This window comes from Staphylococcus debuckii (genome assembly GCF_003718735.1).
GTDB lineage: Bacteria > Bacillota > Bacilli > Staphylococcales > Staphylococcaceae > Staphylococcus > Staphylococcus debuckii.
In genome coordinates this window covers 281,995-299,996 of sequence record NZ_CP033460.1, presented here as the reverse complement: position 1 = coordinate 299,996, position 18,002 = coordinate 281,995, and the positions used below count along the sequence as shown (strand labels likewise).

At 35.4% G+C, this 18,002-nt stretch carries 10 protein-coding genes and 1 pseudogene; 3 read left to right on the top strand and 8 right to left on the bottom strand.

Features of this window, described 5'->3' with window-relative positions; translation table 11 throughout:
• Positions 1-34 precede the first annotated feature (34 nt).
• From CNQ82_RS01410 to CNQ82_RS01370, 8 genes and pseudogenes are all read right to left on the bottom strand, one after another.
• The gene (locus tag CNQ82_RS01410; protein WP_123143747.1) at positions 35-622 is read right to left on the bottom strand and encodes a histidine phosphatase family protein; all 588 of its coding nucleotides are present in this window, start codon (positions 620-622) and stop codon (positions 35-37) included.
• A gap of 199 nt (positions 623-821) precedes the next feature.
• The gene (locus CNQ82_RS01405; RefSeq protein ID WP_123143746.1) at positions 822-2,273 is read right to left on the bottom strand and encodes a glycoside hydrolase family 1 protein; all 1,452 of its coding nucleotides are present in this window, start codon (positions 2,271-2,273) and stop codon (positions 822-824) included.
• A gap of 43 nt (positions 2,274-2,316) precedes the next feature.
• Positions 2,317-4,301 (bottom strand): annotated as a pseudogene (locus tag CNQ82_RS01395) (beta-glucoside-specific PTS transporter subunit IIABC).
• Between the two features lie 196 nt (positions 4,302-4,497).
• Positions 4,498-5,322, bottom strand: coding sequence for a BglG family transcription antiterminator LicT (licT, locus tag CNQ82_RS01390; protein ID WP_123143743.1), 825 nt, complete (start codon positions 5,320-5,322; stop codon positions 4,498-4,500).
• 366 nt (positions 5,323-5,688) lie between these two features.
• Positions 5,689-7,944, bottom strand: coding sequence for an ATP-binding cassette domain-containing protein (locus tag CNQ82_RS01385; RefSeq protein WP_164711923.1), 2,256 nt, complete (start codon positions 7,942-7,944; stop codon positions 5,689-5,691).
• A gap of 127 nt (positions 7,945-8,071) precedes the next feature.
• Positions 8,072-10,387 carry a CDP-glycerol glycerophosphotransferase family protein gene (locus CNQ82_RS01380; protein WP_123143742.1) on the bottom strand — a complete coding sequence of 772 codons (2,316 nt, stop codon included), beginning with the start codon at positions 10,385-10,387 and terminating at the stop codon, positions 8,072-8,074.
• Positions 10,388-10,499: 112 nt separating this feature from the next.
• The gene (locus CNQ82_RS01375) at positions 10,500-13,052 is read right to left on the bottom strand and encodes a CDP-glycerol glycerophosphotransferase family protein (RefSeq protein WP_240624899.1); all 2,553 of its coding nucleotides are present in this window, start codon (positions 13,050-13,052) and stop codon (positions 10,500-10,502) included.
• Between the two features lie 19 nt (positions 13,053-13,071).
• On the bottom strand, positions 13,072-13,233 hold the full coding sequence (locus CNQ82_RS01370; RefSeq protein ID WP_164711922.1) for a hypothetical protein: 162 nt from the start codon (positions 13,231-13,233) through the stop codon (positions 13,072-13,074).
• Positions 13,234-13,601: 368 nt separating this feature from the next.
• Here CNQ82_RS01370 and fadX point away from each other — a divergent pair, with 368 nt between their 5' ends.
• The 3 genes from fadX to fadE all read left to right on the top strand — a co-directional run bounded on the left by fadX (position 13,602) and on the right by fadE (position 17,992).
• The gene (gene fadX / locus CNQ82_RS01365; protein ID WP_123143740.1) at positions 13,602-15,158 is read left to right on the top strand and encodes a fatty acid degradation protein FadX; all 1,557 of its coding nucleotides are present in this window, start codon (positions 13,602-13,604) and stop codon (positions 15,156-15,158) included.
• A gap of 29 nt (positions 15,159-15,187) precedes the next feature.
• Positions 15,188-16,705 (top strand): long-chain-fatty-acid--CoA ligase FadD, encoded by a 1,518-nt coding sequence (gene fadD / locus CNQ82_RS01360; protein ID WP_123143739.1) that lies wholly within the window; start codon positions 15,188-15,190, stop codon positions 16,703-16,705.
• Between the two features lie 78 nt (positions 16,706-16,783).
• The gene (gene fadE / locus CNQ82_RS01355) at positions 16,784-17,992 is read left to right on the top strand and encodes an acyl-CoA dehydrogenase FadE (protein ID WP_123143738.1); all 1,209 of its coding nucleotides are present in this window, start codon (positions 16,784-16,786) and stop codon (positions 17,990-17,992) included.
• Positions 17,993-18,002 lie beyond the last annotated feature (10 nt).

Sequence of the window (18,002 nt, the reverse complement as noted above, 5' to 3'; positions counted from 1 at the left end):
TTCCGTTGAGGAGTTGCCTAGCCTTGTTTTATGCTCAATTTACAGTAGGATTTATGATTTCCAAAAATCTAAATTTATTATCTTCATATTCAAATTTTAAAATACAGCAATTACCAAAATGCATTTTTTGAACTTCTTCTAACGGTAGCCATTTCCGTGCAAATAATAGCAAAACATCACCATGACTGACGGTAATCACATTCTGTTTCGTAGTTTGTGCCATGATGTCAGTAAGCGTAGCCACTGCTCTATCTTGCACTTCATCCGCTGTTTCTCCACCATAATTCGCAAAAAACTCCCCAAATAAAGCTACACCTTTTTCACGAGGAGGGTTCAGCAACTCTGATTCTCCTTCAAACATGCCATAATTCCATTCTTTAATGCCCTTCAATCTGGTATACGGTTCATTTGGAAACAAGATTTCTAAAGTATCAGAAGCACGTTCTTGTGTAGAAGAAAATAATTCATAATTACTTAAATTCAACCGGTCCAAGTAGCGTTTCGCTGCTTCTGCCTGTTCTTTTCCAAGTTCTGTTAATGGCGAATCTGACGCGCCTTGTATTTGTTTCTTCTGGTTAAAAAGTGTCTGGCCATGTCGAATCAAATATAATGTTTGTGTCATGCTGTTTACTCCTTCATTCCCTTAAATTTTCACTATTAGCTGTTATTTCTATTTACTAAAGAATGAATAATATTGTCTCGCTTTATCTTACCCTATATTCTAATAAAATAAGTGGTCAGTTTTAGAAAAGACTGGAGAGCGGGACATTATATTCTGTCCCATTCCCCAGTCTTGTTTTATCGCTATTTAAGTAAGGTCACTACAATTCCTTACCATTAGTTTTAATAAGATGTTTATACCAATCAAATGAATCTTTTTTAATTCTTTTTTTAGAACCTTTGCCATAATCATCTTGATCAACATAAATGAAGCCATATCTTTTACTCATTTCGCTTGTAGACATAGAAATCAAATCAATAGGTCCCCAAGCTAAAAATCCCATTAAATCAACACCGTCTTCAACAGCTCTTTTCGCTTCCGTAATATGGCGCTTCAAATAATCAACTCGATAATCATCATGTACCTTGCCGTTTTCAAGCTTGTCATGTGCTCCTAGACCATTTTCTACAACAAATAATGGTACATGATATCTATCCCATAACTCATTCAAAACAATTCTTAAGCCTACAGGATCTATTTGCCATCCCCAATCAGAAGCCTCTAAATATGGATTTTTCAAGCTATTCATAAGGTTTCCTGCTGTTACTTTTCCTTCAGGAGAAGTTGAAGAAAGCATAGACATATAGTAACTTATAGAAACATAATCCACTGTATAAGATTTCAGTATTTCCAAATCTCCTGTTTGAATATCCAGTTCGATATTATTGTCACTCAAGAATTTTTTATAAGAATTAGGATATTCTCCAAAAACATGAACATCTGTGTACATCAAGTTTCTCTGATTGTCTTGTAAAGCCTTAAGTACATCTTCAGGATTCGGAGTATTTGGATAATATTTCATTCTAGCAAGCATGCATCCCATTTGAGCCTCAGGATTTATTTCTTTTAATTTTTTTGTAGCTAAACTAGAGGCTAAAAATTGATGATGTAAAGCTTGGTATGAAGCAGCTTTTGGATTTTCTAATTTATCAGTAAGAACTCCTCCTCCAGTAAATGGAGAGATATTAATAATATTGATTTCATTAAAAGTTATCCAGTATTTCACATATTTTTTATAACGTGTAAATACAGTTTCTGCATATCTCACAAAATGTTTAATAACTGCTCTGTCCATCCATCCGTTATATTTTTCAGTTAAACCGTATGGTGTTTCATAATGGCTGAGAGTAACGACTGGCTCAATCCCATACGATTTTAGTGTTTTAAATACATCTTCATAGAATTTTAATCCTGCTTCATTAGGTTCTTTATCATATCCATTTGGAAAAATACGTGCCCAACTTATAGACATTCGAAAAGCCTTAAAACCCATCTCGGCAAATAATTTAATATCATCTTTATAAGTGTTATAGAAATCTATACCGAATCTTTTAGGAAAATATCCTTCATGTTCACCTGTTAACACTTCTTTTACATGATCGCTTGTTATATTTAAATGGTTATCTTTTGTTCTTTTTTCTTTAGGGATAAATTCAGCAAAATCAGCACTAGTTAGACCTTTACCATCTTTATCATATTGACCTTCAATTTGATTAGCAGCTGTTGCACCGCCCCATAAAAAGTCTTCTTTGAATCCTGATTGAATATTCATATATAACTTCTCCTTTATTTAATAAAATTAAAAGTCTTGTTCTTTAAACTTTTTTCAATTCATAGTTATTAGGAACAGCTATTTCCTTTTCTGAAATTATAGATATTATGTTTTCTCCCTCTTCAACTTTGTTTTTATTTTCAACTACAACTTGCTCTACTTCATTTGTATTCGTAATTACAACGATTACTACATCATCTAATCCATTTTCCTTAATAATTTCACTATCAAATTCAACCAATAATTGTCCTTTTTCCACATAATCTCCTTGGTTCACATGAGTTTTAAACCCTTTGCCTTCCAATTTTACTGTATCAATACCAATATGCACTAAGATTTCCGTACCATTTTCTGAACGGATACCTAAGGCGTGACCTGTCGGAAACAGGCTTTCTATTTTTCCAGATATAGGCGCTTTTATAGTATTATTTTCAGGTATTATACCAACACCTTCGCCCATTGCTTTTGAAGAAAATAAAGGATCGTTCACTTGCGCTAAATTGATAACATTTCCTGTTAATGGTGAACCAATAAATTCATCTTCATTTTTACGATTTTCTTTATAAACTGTACTTACTTCATCATCACTATTTTTTAAATCTGCATTTTCATTGTCTTCTGTCTCTTTTTTTTATCAGAATGAGTTAAGAAACCTACAACGGCTCCTATTGCAAGAGCTATTCCAGTAGCGATTAAAACCCACCAGAAACTACTATCTATTCCATTTTTACCTATAAATGACGGATAGCTGAATATGCCTAATCCTCCAATGGAATGCAATTTTGTTCCAGCCCAGCCAACAAGGCCTCCTGTTAATCCAGCAATAATACAACTATAAATAAATGGTTTTTTACGAGGTAATGTAACACCATAAATAGCCGGTTCTGTTATACCAAATATTCCTGATATAACTGCAGGTATACTAATAGCTTTCAATTTTTTATTTTTAGTTTTTAATAATATTCCTAATACGATACCTGTTTGAGCGAAAGTAGCTGAAACCATTAAAGGTGTAACAATATCAAAACCTCTTGTACCGAGGTTATTAATTATGATAGCTACTAAGCCCCAGTGTAGACCGAAAATGACAAATACTTGCCAAAAGGCGCCTACTAACAATCCTGCTATAATCGGACTTAATCCATATAAAGATTCAGTACCTACACCTATCCAATTTGCCAACCATGACGCTATAGGTCCAATTACTAAGAATGTAAGCGGAACTGTAATTAACAATACAAATAATGGAACTAAGAACATTTTTAAGGCACTAGGCATCACTTTTTTCAAATATTTTTCTAATTTACTTCCAAAATACACAGCTATAATTACTGGAATAACACTAGAAGTATATGTCATTGATATGACTGGAATTCCTAAAAAATCCATATGACTTTGTACTTGGAATAATGTACCTTCAAAGAGCGTTTGTGACCCTTTCGCTCCTAATTTCATAGCATTTACTAAAGTCGGATAAACTAATATAGCACCTATTGTCATACCAATAAATTCATTAGAACCGAATTTTTTAGCTGCAGTAAACCCAATGAAAATCGGGAAAAAATAAAATAAAGCATCACTAATTGCATATAATAATTGATAAGTTCCAGATTCTTGCGTTATCAGACCCAAGGCAAAAAACAAAATGGTAAAACCTTTAATCATTCCTGCTGCTGCCAAAACTCCCAAAAGCGGTTGGAAGATACCTGAAATCAAATCAATAAAACGATTTAACAAATTACCTTTATTGGCATCGTTTCTTTTTTCATTATTTTTTTCTTCTAAACTCAGTTTACTTTTGACAGCATCATAAACATCTGGAACATGGTTACCAATTACAATTTGGTATTGTCCTCCTGATTCTACTACTGTAACTATTTCTTCATGATTTTTAAGATACTCGGTATCAGCTTTAGATTTATCTTTTAAAACAAATCTCAACCTTGTTATACAGTGGGTTAAAGTATCAATATTCTCTTCCCCGCCAACTTTTTCAATTATGTCCTCTGCTAAACTTTCATACTTCATCCTTCTCACCTCAATTTTCAAATAAAAAAACCCAGAATAACACAAAGACCCACCTTAACTGGTTTCGTCTTGTATTACTCTGGGTTTTGCCTGCTTAAAGTAACAATCCCAAATAGCTGGTAAACAGCTATCAAAAGCAACAGATATATTTAACTTACCTCAACTATATAACGTAGTTATACAAATGTCAACGCTTTCATTTTAAAACTCTCGCAATATGTAGTATTAAGTACACGCGTTCATCTGTTGATATACTGTGTTGATAATTGTGTTGTAAAAAGATATTAATTTTATTTATACATTCAGAAATCTTCGGAAATTTTTCTTCTAATCCTTTTAACATACTTTCATCTGTAACTTGATTTAAACTTTGCTTATTTAATATCCTTTGGCTGAAAAATTTAAGATGTGTAAGGAATCTAGAATAATTTAATTCCTCCTCAGAAAAATCGATATTAAAGTGGTAATGTACAATATCGATTATACCTTTAGATATTTTCGTAATTTCGTATACGTTAGATATATCTTCATCCATTGAATTATTAATAATATGCATCGCAATAAATCCTGCTTCATCTTTTGGAAGCTGCACATCAAACTCACTTTTAATCATTTCTAAGGCATGTATCCCAACTTTATATTCTCTAGGATAAAGCAATCTAATTTCGTATAATAATGGATTAGTGATGTTGAGATTGTCTTTAGTGCGCTTAATTGCATAATCAATGTGATCAGTTAGTCCAATATAAATAGACTCAGCAAGCGGTTTATCATATAATCGATTCGCTTCTTCGATAATTTTTTGAGTCAGCATTAAAACATCTTTATTGATCTCGTTCAATAAAGTTATCATTCGTTCGCGTTCTTGATTAGATAGCCTAAATATTTTCTCTATATTTTCGTCATTAATGAGTTGTCCATTTTTCTTCCCAAAAGCAATACCTTTGCCCGTTACTATGCACTCCTCACCTTCCGACTTAGATAATACGATGTTATTATTTAAAATTTTAACTATGCGCATTCACTTCATTCCTCTGCTAACATATTTAAGTTAAGTATTCTGTTGTTTTTCAAGTTTGGATTATCTCTTTTTTAGATAGTTTATAAAATTACAAGGTTATTGAAGGTTTATGAATGGTTAAAGCTTATTATAAAAAGTAATCTAGTAGTTCCTATTTTATATTTATTCACCATTTTGTCTACCTTTTAAAATGTAATTGGTACTTAAATTAGCACTTACAGAGTTTATACATACAAATCTATCAATTTTGTTGATTGGAATAAAAGCTAATATTGGATAAGTTAAGGAAAGTGTCGAGGCTCGCACCTCCCGCTCCCTCGCAAAAACGCTGAGTAGAATTAATACCCTCTACTCAGCGTCTATAAATTATTGAATATAACGTTTTAAATGTTTGGAAGTCAGCGTCTCTTCTTGTTCAATGAAATCTTTAGGGGTACCGCTAAATAATACTTTTCCTCCATCAAGACCTGGACCTGGTCCTACGTCTACTATCCAATCCGCTTCACACATTATCGATAAATTATGTTCGATTAAAATCACAGTATTATTCTGAGCAATCAAATCATCGAAACACTTCATCAACACAGGGATATCCGCTTCATGCAACCCAGTCGTAGGCTCGTCAAAGATGAAGACACTGTCTTTCACTTGCTCATCCAAATGCTGAGCTAATTTCACCCGCTGCATTTCGCCTCCTGATAAGGTAGACAACGGTTGACCAAGTGTCATATACGTCAATCCAGTTTTGCTCAAGGCTTCTAACTTAGCTTTAACATCACTTTGCTGATTGAAAAATTCAAGACCCTCGTCGACTGTTAAATCTAAAATATCAGCGATTGAGTATCCGTCTACAGTCGCCTCTAACACTTCAGGTCGATAACGTTTACCATGACAAACTTCACACGTTTGGGAAAAGTCTCCCATGAAAGCGAGTTCTGTTTTAATATAACCTTTACCTCCGCAATTCGGGCAAGCACCTTTCGAATTATAACTGAACATCGCCTTGCTTAATCCTGTCTGCTTGCTGAAAAAGCTTCTGACACTGTCAAAAACACCAAGATAAGTCAGCAAGTTTGAACGACTCGAACCTTGTATGGCTTTTTGGTCCATAATAATGACATTATCTTCGTCTTCAAACCCTGCTTTGACTAAGGTACTTTTACCTGAACCTGCTACCCCTGTAATCACGGTTAGAACTTCTTTCGGAATAGAAGCTGAAACTTCTTTTAAATTATTTTGAGTAACGGGGCCGATATGGTAAAACCCATCCGGTTCACGCACTTTATTTTTCAAATAATGTTGCTGGCGTAAGGCTTTCCCTGTCGAAGTATCAGATTTCAATAATTCTTGATATGTCCCTTGGAAAGTAATTTCACCGCCATGCTTACCTGAACCTGGTCCCATATCAATAATATAATCGCCATCTCTAACCACATCCGGATCATGTTCTACAATTAACACCGTATTTCCTTTATCCTTTAAAGACTGCAGGATTTCATTAATCTTGGAAATATCTTCCGGATGCAGGCCGACACTTGGCTCGTCGATAATATAAACCAAATCTGATAACGGACTATTCAAATGGCGTATTAACTTAAGACGTTGTGCTTCTCCGCCTGAAAGTGTTGTTGTGACACGGTTCAACGTTAAATAACTTAGTCCGATATAATCCAATGCTTCTAATTGTGCACGTAACGGTTCAATAATATATTGCGCTGTCGGATTTTCTAATTGATCTAGAAATTCTATATTCTCTTTGATAGTCATTTGCGTAAATTCAGAAATATTTTTGCCATTAATTTTACAGCTTAATACTTTCTGGTTTAAGCGTTGCCCATGACACGTTGGACATACTTTATTCGTCACAACATTTTTCAGATGCTTAGCATAACGTTTTTTATTGAACTCTTTATCTCCTAAGAATATTCTGCTGAATCTTGGAATTAAACCGACGTACTTAGCAGATTTACGCCACTCTTTCGGAGGATTTTTCAACTTCATCGGTTCTTGATATAAGAATAAATCCAGTTCCTCTTTAGTATAATCTTTCAACTTCTTATCATTATCAAACAAACCGCTATCTCGATACGCTTTACCGCGTTCTTTATCAGGACCGAACGAAGGAAAGTCAATCGCACCTTCATTAAGCGATTTATCCCAATCCAGCAGTTCATCTAAATTAATATCTTCAATGTAGCCTAAGCCTTCGCAAGTTTCACACATGCCATTCGGACTATTAAAAGAAAATACATCAGAGTAACCGACAAACGGTTCTCCTACTCTGGACCATAATAATCTGACGGCAGCATAGATATCAGAGGCAGTCCCTACTGTGGAACGTGAATTGCCATTGAACCGTTTTTGACTAATAGTCATCGCAACTGGTAAATTCTTAATCTCTCCCACTTTCGGTTTAGGTTGTTGATTCAAATGAAACTGAATATAACTCGAATAACTTTCATTCAACAGCCTTTCGGATTCAGCTGCAATAGTGTTAAAGACGAGAGATGATTTCCCTGAACCAGAACGACCTGTAAACACCGTAATTAAATGTTTGGGAATATTAACATCAATATGTTTTAGGTTATTCTGCGAAGCATCCTTTATATTAATATTGTTCATAACTTTACCTCCATCAATCACTGTTTAGCTTTAGTTACTCTATTCCCTATTTTCCCATGGATTTTTAAAAAGAAAAAATGGCTGAATCACTTCCCTATCAAAGCAATCCAACCATTTGTTTATTCTGTTACTTTTTCTGTAATACACCATCATTAACTAATTCATTAATCACACGTTGTGTGTTTTGATTATCATGGAATTCATTGATACGACGATAGTTTTCCAGTACTTTCGGCGGAAGTTTAAAGTCATTGTTAATAGCTGATTTCACCGCCTCTATCAATTCATTCTCATCGTCTGCTACGACTCCCGGAACATTTTCACGGTTAGCAGGCGTTGTACCGCCATGCTTAGCAATAATATCCTCAAATTCTTTCCAATAGAAAATAGGGAAAGCGCCGTGATTAATTGCATCAAAGATAATAGAAGAAATATCTGTGATATAGATAACAGAGTTTTTCAAGGTATCTGTAGGATCTTCCACGAAAATATCATTATATTGATTAAAGTGATTCTTAGCATATTGAGAGAATTTATTATGCGCCGCAATTTGCAAACGACTTAACAATCCCGCTTTCTCAAAGGCTTCAATGACTTCCATAATAGATTGATAATAAGTGGTCTCTTCTATGTGGCCATTGAAAACTTCCGCTTCTTCCCAAGGACGCCATGTCGGCATGTAAGTGATTTTATCTGCGCCCTCTTCAAGATTTGCTCCATCAAATTTAGGCATCCCAGTTTTCATTAATTCAAAGTCGTTATAACCCATGTCATGGAAGATTTCGGCTTCTACATCTGAACTTACAACCGACTTAGCAATATTGTTAGTCATATTACTTTTATGAAAGCCTACATTTTTAGAATCATCACGCGGTTTCAAGAAAGTAACACCGTGTTGTAAAAAGTATAGCGGTGTTACTTTTATTTTACGATTTAATTTATCATCAAAGATTCTAGTATTGATTACATGATTGCTGAGTTCACTAGAAATAAAATAATCTGCAGCAAAGACATATAGATAATTTCGGAAACTGAAACGTTCAACAACCTTGTCTCCCCACTTTTTCTTCATACTTTTATATTGAGGAGAAGACTTATCTAAAATAAATACATTATCAGATTTGAATTTTTTATTGCCGGCAGCAGCTTCAAAGACATATTTGCCGGATTCTACTGCTTTAGAAGCTTCTTTTTCAAAATAAACGTTCAAATTATATTTTCTGTTTAAAAACTTATAAATCGGCGCTAGCTTGTAGGCTGCATTAATTTTAAATTTATGCCAAGGATTATAAATTTTTAATTCAGGTAGATTACCGAAACTCAAATTATTCGCTGCATTCCGGCGTAAAATAATAGCGTGTCCTCTGGTATTGAAAGCAAGTAAAACTTTGCGATTATCGCCAGCTTTTTTACTTTGATATAACGGATGAAATCTCTTACCGTTCAGCGCAGTAAAAATCGTGTTATGAATCTCTTTCAAATGACGTAATTTTTTAATTTTAACTTTAGCAGTAAAATGATTTTGATTTATCCATTTTATTTTAGCTAAAAATTGACCAGATTTTGTGATTAAAGTATCAGGTTGAACAGGAGCATTATACATAATTTCTCCAAATATCGTAATATAACGTCCTGATCTTTTCACTGAAATATTACTGCGTTGGCACAGTAATTCTTTTTCTTTATCAGTTTTAATACTGAGTTTTTGATTGTGATAACTGATAATAAAGAATTTATCATTCATTTTTAAATAGATAGGTTTCTGAGTATAATTTAAGAAATAGTCATCTAATTTAATATCTTTCATTTTTTTCAAATCATTAAGTCTGATAATTTGTCGGTGTTTATCTTTCGCAACTACCAATTCATTGGCACTATTGAAATCAAAGTTTAACTGTGAAGGTGTTAGTACTTCTAAAACATTCGTTTTAAACGCAAAGTCTTTCTTAGAGTTGGTATATTCTAAAAATGTGGTGTAGTCAGTATATTTAAACTTAGCGAAAATCGCCGGATCACCAATGCGATTGGATTCATCCTCAATAAATGGTTTGCGACCCTTTTTAAATAATGATGCATCGAGCTCGGTTATGGCGTCGCTGTAAGTATCTACCACTTTATAGCTGTAGCGTGTCGGCTCCACTTTGAAACGGTTATGATAAACTTTGACTTGAATATTTAGACTCCCCTCCGTCTTATCATTCAAATAAGGCGTGCAATAAATCTTATGTTGCTTAATATGCACATAGTATGGAAACTCATCATTTTCAATAATAGCAACTAGTCCATCTTCTGCTTTAGTTTTTCCTAAATAAACGTCTTCTTTATTTAATTTTGATGCTTCAATATTTATTATCTGCTCATTTCTGATTTCTAAACGAATTTGAGCAGGTAAATTCGTTTGAACTGAACCGAAGTTCACATTCATCTTACTTAATTTCAACACACTTACTTCACTCCATCTTTCTTTAGTTCAAGATTTAAAGTGGGAGCGATATAGAAATCTGGATAACAGATTCCAACGTTTCGCTCCCACATGGTTCACAAACTCTAGTCATTTATTCTTTTTCTAATTTAGCGCATATTTCATCATAAATACGTTGGCTATTTTGATGATCAATGTGATCAAATATCAAACTGCGATCATAATGTGCTGGTTTCTGGCTATTAATTTTATCTGAGATTTTGGAAACCAGTTCATTTTCAGAATAGACGATATCTCCGATAAACGTTTGATCTATCGGTCTTAAGATGCCTTTACGGAAAAATTGATTCACGTCAAAATGGTAAAATATAACTGGTTTATTCATATAATTGAAATCGGTACTTACCGTACTATAGTCGGTAATCAACAGATCATGTTCAATCAACAAATCTTGTACAGATTTTTTGCCTAGCTCAATAAAGTTCACATGTGATAATTCAGCGTCTGCCAAGTACTCTTGGAAGAATTGCTGCGCACGATAATGCGGATAGAAATTGATTTCTAAATCATATGTTTCGCTTAACGCTTTTAATTTTTCACTGTTGACCAAGCTGAGATAGCGCGATAAATATTCGCTCTTTTCGAATGCTTCATTACTGTTCAACCAGTCACGCCAAGTCGGCATGATTAAGACTTTTTTCAGTTGCTTTTTAGGTTCAAGCGGCAACCGGTCAAAGCGTGCGAGTCCTGTTACAGCAATTTCCTCCGGTTTATAACCCATCTCATCAACGACGATATCGTATTTTTCATAGCCACTAGAAACATTGAATAAATCGAACGGATCATCATAATATTTCTTGTGATATTCTACATTTTTTCTACCTAGCACACCATGTTGCAAGAAGATTTTAATTGTATCTTCATAGCCCCAGAAGTCTGGTGCTGCTTTATAAGGCATAATATTTTCAACGTCGTGTGTGCTCATTAACACTTTCGCTTGGGCTGCAATCTTCAAATGCTCATCCGAACCAAAGCGTAAGATGTTTTTCTTATCTTTAATGTCTTGATAATCTTCGGAGTCTCCATCTATCACATAATAAACTTCAGCATCTGCGTGGTTTTGAAGCCATTCAAAGAACTGAATGCCGCTTTCTTGAGCAGTATCCGTACGTTCGCCGATCATCCAAATGTTATTCTTTTTAACATTATTGTCGTTCAATATTTGTATTTGCGTATCACTTAATTCAAAGGTTTCAAATTTAATATTTTTAAACGGTGTTAACGTCAACATAAAGAATGTAGTTTGATTACCTTGTTTATATTTCTTCAACGTATACACACTGTCTTTTTTATAAATACCTTCTTTGTATTTAATTTTATCTTTTCTTACTAACTGATCACCATCATATATAGTCACGAATACATCAATAATGGATTTCTTTTTAGTCAGCAATTGATTGAGCGCTGCATAATCAAGCATTATATCCTGTTCGCCTTTTTGGATTGGAATTTGATATTGCTGGCTTGATTCTCTTTCTTCAAATGTTAAATAATAATCACAATGGCGATAAACTTCATGCGGTTGGAAATAAATATTAAGTTGGTTTTCTCCAACGGCATTTACACCCATTTTAATTTTAGGTTTCTTATGTGCAATTGTGACACCGTAGTGCTCAAATAATGTCAGTTGATAAATTTCAGAAGCCAGCTTACGGTAGCCTGAGAATTTCTTCATTTTTCCTCTCAATAAATAGGTTTTATCTTTAATACGAATAAATATTTTTTTACGTTTAGGTGTCTGTAAGAGCGAAATAGGAATTTTCACAGAAACTTTATGCAATGACGTAAAAGTCGGCAGTAAAATAACATTAGAATAGTCCGAATCTGTTACGCCGACGCTGATTGAGTCATCTTGTCCCGATGCCTCTGAAGTTTGAAATGTTAAATTAATGGTATCATCATCAATGAATTGACTGACATCGATTCTGTCGACTTTATAATAGTCTCGGGTAATATTTACCGTGTTATCCCACCATCGATAATTCATGAAATAATAGGAAACACTTACGGGTGTATTGATATTTACAGGATAGATGTACGTATCCCTAATTGCATAAATTAAAAAGGATTCTTTCTTAATCTTATCTTGTATATAAGCGTAATTAATTTTGCCTTCTTTAATATCCAACGTTTTCATCCGCGTCTGATTAATCAGTAATAATCCCTCAATAGGTTGCTCACTTTCAATCGCCAAGGTCTCATTGTCATCTGGCGCAAGCGAGATATTGATTGCTTCATCCATTACCATATGTCCCGTGTTGTATGGCTTTATGGAAACCGACTTCGAAATACTAATTTGGTATAAATGATGACCCACTTGATAAATACGCTTAAGATGAGGCGCAGCTGTAACCCATAACTGCTTATCATTTAAAGAAAAAGTAATATTTCGTACATCTGTGTTATGAATAACTTCTTGAGTCTTAAACATAATCACAATCTCATTATTTTTTTGAGAAGTAACTTCGAATGGAATAGCTTTATTATTTACCGTGATTTCTAATTTTTTAGTATTAAAATTAATAAAGTTTTCAAAGCGACATGTAAAGATGATTGATTCTCCCCCCATATAAACATCGTGCACTTCAAAACTTTTTGTGAGTTTATACTTTAATTCTTTCAACAATTTAGATGACCCCCTTTAACTAAAAATTCTGCCCTGTTATTTCTTCGTCTTCATCACTATATCTATCTTCATCAGATTCTATATCAATTTCCTCAAACTTTTGACGCTCTAATTTTAAAAAATAATCTCTGATTTTATAGATAATGAACAGTGGTAAAAGCACCTTAATCCACTTTTTCACGTTCAGCACCTCACCCATTTTCCCCAAATTATATCACAGTATATTACAAAATTTAATAATACTTTAACTTACTGTAAAGTTTGTAAAAAATAAAAATAGTAAAAACGCATTAAGATAGTATCTTAGCACTACTAATATACAAATAATAAAATTGTATATTAGTAGCGAACAGAAAACATGTTATTGTATTTTTTAATGTGCACACCGTAATCACCTGTATTTTCAATCGTTTCAGAGATGAATTAAAACAATTTTCTGAATTGAATGTCTTTTTATTTTTACAATTTTTGTTCATGTGTTATATTTTTTGTAAGGGTTTACATTCTCGATAAAGGGGGTTCTTAAATAAAAAGAAAAGGGGTCTTTTTATGAAAGAAATACAATGGGAAGATTTAAAGCGCCTTATCAAAGATGGGGATGTCGTTGCTGTATCAGCTTTGACAGTCTCAAACTTACCAGCTGAAATATTGCGTAATGTCTTGGAAACTTATGATGAAACCAGTTCTCCAAAGGGACTGACTTTTATCAATGCCAATGACATCAGCAGTATGGGGATGGAGCCGGAATTAGATGATTTCGTAGAACGGGGAATGCTTTCACGTATCATCATGAGTATTATGACAGCCTCACCTAAAACAGCTCAAGCTATCACGAATAATGAGATTGAAGCTTACTTCTTACCACAGGGAGTCATCGCTACACATTACCGTCAAACTAATTCAATCTTACCTGGGGTGATTACTAAGATTGGATTAAACACCACTATTGATCCACGCTACAAAGGTGGACGCACTAATACCAAGACGACTGAGCAGCTTGTCTCCTTCTTAGACATTGAAGGCGAAGATTATTTGCATTACCAACTGCCTCCAGTCAATGTTGCATTATTACGTGGCACTTATGCAGACCGACAAGGCAATATTTATATGACTCAAGAAGCACATTTGGGTGAAGGTTACAGCATTGCGCTTAACGCAAAGTCCACCCGTGGTACTGTTGTCGTTCAGGTTAAAGCCATTATAGATTCACAACATTTAAACCCTGATGATGTCTTTATACCTGGCGCACTCGTTGATTATGTTTATGTTGCCGGAGATTCCAAACATCACAGACAACTTATTCAGACACACTATCATCCTATTTTTTCCGGAGAAGAACGCACGACTGAACGTCTAGATGCGCCTCTTCCATTCAACACCAGAAAAATTATTTTACGCAGAGCAGCCCAATTTTTAAATCAAGGAGATACTATCAGCATTGGATTCGGCATTAACAATGAATTATCGAATTTATTACACGAAGAAAATGTCGAGCATCAAGTGCAACCTGTGCAAGATATCGGTATATTCGGAGGATTTATCGGCAGCGGCAAACGCTTTGGAATGAATGCTAATTACGATGTTCGTATGCGACATGATCTAACATGGGATTTCATTTATAATGGCGGTATTTCCGTCGCCTATCTCAGTTTTGCGGAAATTGACCAGCATGGCAATGTAAATGTTTCTTACTTCGGCAATCGGATGAATGGTTGCGGAGGATTTATCGACATCAGCCAATCTGTTCAGCGCATTATTTTTTCCGGAAGTTTAGTTGCTAGAAGTCAACTAAACATTAAAGAGGGTCAGTTAGAAGTTGTTAAAGAAGGTACCACTCAAAAGTTCATACCGGAAGTCAACAACATCGATTTTAATGCTTCCTATGCTAAAACTCTGAATCAAGAAGTCTTTATCGTAACTGATCGAGCCGTCTTTGAATTACGAGATGCAGGCTTAACTATCATAGAAATAGCACCTGGTCTTAATTTAGAAAAAGATGTACTCGATCAAATGGGCTTCAAACCTTTGATAGCAGAGGATTTGAAAACGATGGACCACACGATGTATCAAGAACAATGGGGATTATTAGCACAATCAATTCATTGAAGTATGTAAATAGATAAGGGGGTATACTTATGAATTTCGATTGGATTAAAACAAGATCAGATTTTGATGAACAGAAACCCGCAGTGATTGACCCGTTCAAAGGCACAGAATGGACGTACCAAGATTTAAATATCCGTGCTGAGAATTTAGCGAACTATCTTACAGACCAAGGTATCAAACGAGGTGACGTCGTCGGTATCTTTGCACCAAATGATGTAGCGGTTATTGATTTAATGGCCGCTTCCTTCAAAACAGGCATTATCTTCTTACCGATGAACTGGCGACTCAACCCGAAAGAAATTGCTGGCATCGTAGAAGATTCTGGATTGAAATTACTCTTTTACGCTGAAAAGCATTTAAGTTCACTTACACTGGTGGATCCAGAACTGTTGCATATGGATATCGATTCGAAAGCCTATAACGATATGACGAATCCGAAACATTACCGTCCGTTCCAATCAGTCTCTGTGGAACCTGACGATATTGCTGCATTAATTTATACAAGCGGTACTACAGGCACACCAAAAGGCGTCATGTTCTCTTATGAATCCTTTATGAATAATGGCGCTAACATTCAACTCACATATCGACTCAACTCAGACTATACTACTATCATCGGAACTCCGATGTTCCACGTACTTGGCTTTAACGATACTGTGCTTCCTTCAATGATGGCCGGTGCAACGTTAATCTTACAACGCTATTTTGAAGGCGAAGCGATGAATCAATTAATTGCCAAATACCATCCAGATTTCCTCATCATGATTCCTACGATGTTTTACAGCACGATTCGCCAAGACAACTTCAATCCTGAAGATTTCAAAGCTATCAAATATGTCATTCAAGGCGGTTCTCACCCACTTCCGAGTATCCAAGAAGCGTTCAAGAAATATGGCATTAATATCATCAATGGTTACGGCTTAACCGAAGCACCGCTCGTCGTGGTTAATACACCTGATAATGCACAAGCTAAACCTATGAGTATTGGCAAAGCTGTCATGTTTGTAGATGCCCGTATCTTAGATGAGGATCACAATGACTTAGGTACAGATGAAATCGGCGAGCTTGCCATTAAAGCGCGTAATATCACACCAGGTTATTGGAATCGACCCGACGAAACAGCTGAAATCTTACAAGACGGCTATCTCTTAACTGGCGATTTAGCGAAGAAGGATGAAGACGGCGACCTTTACATCATTGACCGTAAAAAAGAAATGATTATTACAGGCGGCGAAAATGTTATTCCTTCTGAAGTAGAAACAGCTTTAGCGAAGCACCCGCTTGTCGACCGTTGCGTAGTAGTTGGCTACAATGACCCGAAATTTGGAGAATCTATCGGAGCTGCAGTTATTTTACGCGAAGACGATCCAGATTACGCAGAGAAACTCGATGCACATATGCGTGAATATTTAGCAGGTTACAAAGTACCGAAGATGTATGAACCGGTAGAAACTATGCCTTTAAATACGACGCAGAAACCCGATAAATTAAGAATCACTGAAATCATGAATGAAAAAGCACAAAAGCATTTAGAAGCGAATCAGTAAAAATTTTTAGAAGTATATGTAAGCGTTTACACCAATAGATAAATGCTTACTGCTTTTCAAAATAAGGGGGATTTTACTATGAGCCACAAAGAAGAAGTGTTAAAAGAATTGTATCCAGAAGACATTATGAATATTTCTAAGGGGTTAACAGAGGGAGAAATAAAGGTACTCAAGCAATTAGATGATGTGTTAGAAAGTAAATTCCGTAAAGATATTAATCGACATTGGGCTGATGCGACCATCCCGGAAGGATTCTTCGAAGAAATGGGCAAGCTGCAGTACTTCACTAACCCATTACTTTTCGAAGGACGCGAAGGTGCCAAGACACCGAGCCAGCTCTTTCAATTCTTTTTATCTTATACTATCGGACGTTTTGATGTTTCACTCATTACTTTACTCGGGGTGCATCAAGGCTTAGGACACAACGCTTTCTTATTCGGAGGCAGTAAAGAACAAGTCGCTAAATACGTCCCGAAATTACAATCGCATGAGTTACGTACTTGTTTCGCATTGACAGAACCTGATCATGGTTCAGATGTCGCAGGCGGGCTTGAAACGGTAGCTGAAAAGAAAGGCGATAAGTGGATTATTAATGGTTCTAAAAAGTGGATCGGCGGCGCTAATGTCGCAGATGTCATGCCGGTCTTTGCGGTAAATAAAGAAACCGGCAAACCTCATTGCTTTGTCATACGCCCTGAACAAGAAGGCGTTGATATTGAAGTGTTGCAAGATAAAATCGCCTTACGCATTGTACCGAATGCACTTATCACATTCAAAAACGTAGAAGTCAGTGAAGAGGAGCGCTTGCAAAACATCAACAGCTTTAAAGATATTGCGAAAATCCTCTACTCTACACGTGCCGGAGTGGCCTACATGGCTACAGGAGGCATAGCCGGAACTTTACGCGCCACTTTAGATTATGTGAAACAACGTAAACAATTCGGTAAATCTATCAGCCACTACCAGTTAGTGCAAGAAAAACTGGCGATGATTCAAGGCAATTTAGCTCAAGCGATGTCTACCTGTGCCGCTTTAGCACGTATGCAAGAACATGGCGAGTATGATGAAGTCGCAACTTCTGCAGCGAAAATGATGAACGCTTTAAGATATCGTGAATCGGCTGCGATGGGACGCGGTATCACAGGAGGTAACGGTATCTTAGCAGGTGAATACGACATTGCACGTTTCTTCTCAGATGCAGAGGCTGTCTATACGTATGAAGGTACACATGAAATCAACGCCCTCGTCATCGGTCGTGCACTCACTGGAGAATCTGCTTTTGTTTAATACTGAAATC